Here is a 1281-nt window from a genome sequence, read left to right as displayed (position 1 = left end):
GAGCTGCTGCGCTACCTGACCATCCCGCACCTGCTGGCCCGGCGCGCGGTCGTCGACGACATCGAGATCGACGGCGAGGTCATCCGTGCCGGAGAAGGCGTCATCGCGGCCCTGCCCGCCGCCAACTGGGACCCGGAGGCCTTCCCCGAGCCGGCCAAGCTCGACCTCACCCGCAAGGCCGCGCACCACATGTCGTTCAGCTGGGGACCGCACCAGTGCGTCGGGCAGCAGCTGGCCCGAGTCGAACTCCATGTCGTCTTCAGTACGCTGTTCCGCCGGATTCCGACGCTGCGGATGGCTGTCGACCTCTCGGAGCTGAAGTTCAAGGAGGACTCGCAGGCCTACGGCATCTACGAGCTGCCCGTCGCCTGGTAGTCCAGGGTGTCCATGCCGGTCGGACGATCGGCATGGACACACCCGGCCGTGTGGCCGCATCCGTCGCCTCGCCCGCCGGGGCCGAGCGGGGCCGAGTGGATCAACGCTGGTTCACCGAACGCCTCCTCGGTACCGTGCCGCCGGCGGAGCGGTTCGAGACCCTGCTGCCCACGGCCGTCGCACACCGTGGCCCGCACGCCGCTGTCGAGACGCTCCAGACAGACATGCGTTCGGGGTGATGTGCTGTGCTTGGCAGCGTTGGTGAACGCCTCGGCGACCGCGTAGTACACGGTGTCGCCGTGCGCCGCGATCGGGCCCGCCCGTGTCTGCGTCAGATCCCAGCTCCTCCACACGGACGGCGAGCCGGGTCTTCAGCGAGGGCTTGAGAGGGACTCGGAGCACTTGGCATCCAGTCCGGCGAGGCGGCCGACCAGGGGCAGCACCACGGCCCGCAGCCCGTCGACGACCGGCCCGTAGAGGTACTGCACATCGAGCCAGCGCAGGTCGGCGGAGGCAGCAGGGTCGCGGACCGCCGCACCGACGCGGTCGCGCACGGTTCCCGTCAGTGGCAGGTACGCCACCAGAATCGTCCGGTCGATCCACGAGCCGACTATGTGCCGCATCGACCCGGCAGATTAGCAGAACGGTCTTGGGTAGCACCCACGCCCTGGCCACCGTGAGCGTGGCGATGACGGTGATCAGCAGCACCGTGACGAAGAGATTGCAGAGCGAAGGCCATAGCTGCGGAACGGGCCAGCTGTCCCGTTGCCAGCGCTGCCTGGGACATCGCTCTCCACATGCGATTCAACGCTTAAAGCGCGTTGCAGAACGCCGTGATCTGGGCATTTGGTTTGTATGCGTGGGGTGTTGAGGGCTGATGTGTTGTGGGTGGAGACGTTCACGGGG

3 protein-coding genes are annotated in these 1281 nt (G+C 67.8%); 2 read left to right on the top strand and 1 reads right to left on the bottom strand.

Annotated features, from left to right (window positions below; all coding sequences use genetic code 11):
* On the top strand, positions 1 to 375 hold a 375-nt coding region (locus ABZ887_RS51135; protein WP_361306607.1), incomplete at its 5' end, for a cytochrome P450.
* A 50-nt stretch (positions 376 to 425) separates the two neighbouring features.
* A complete protein-coding gene (locus ABZ887_RS51130; protein WP_361306605.1) occupies positions 426 to 614 on the top strand; it encodes a hypothetical protein in 189 nt (62 codons plus the stop codon).
* Positions 615 to 746: 132 nt separating this feature from the next.
* Here the strand turns inward: ABZ887_RS51130 and ABZ887_RS51125 are convergent, their stop codons facing one another.
* Complete coding sequence (locus ABZ887_RS51125) at positions 747 to 998, bottom strand: hypothetical protein (RefSeq protein WP_361306603.1); 252 nt, start codon at positions 996 to 998, stop codon at positions 747 to 749.
* Between the last annotated feature and the right edge of the window lie 283 nt (positions 999 to 1281).

Source organism: Streptomyces sp. NPDC047061, from assembly GCF_040643955.1.
GTDB lineage: Bacteria > Actinomycetota > Actinomycetes > Streptomycetales > Streptomycetaceae > Streptomyces.
The sequence above is the reverse complement of the archived record's forward strand: the minus strand, read 5'-3'. Positions and strand labels throughout refer to the sequence as shown.

Bases quoted from the DNA above. Each gene is read 5' to 3' on its own strand.
- ABZ887_RS51125 (WP_361306603.1), bottom strand. From the start codon at position 998: ATGCGGCACATAGTCGGCTCGTGGATCGACCGGACGATTCTGGTGGCG.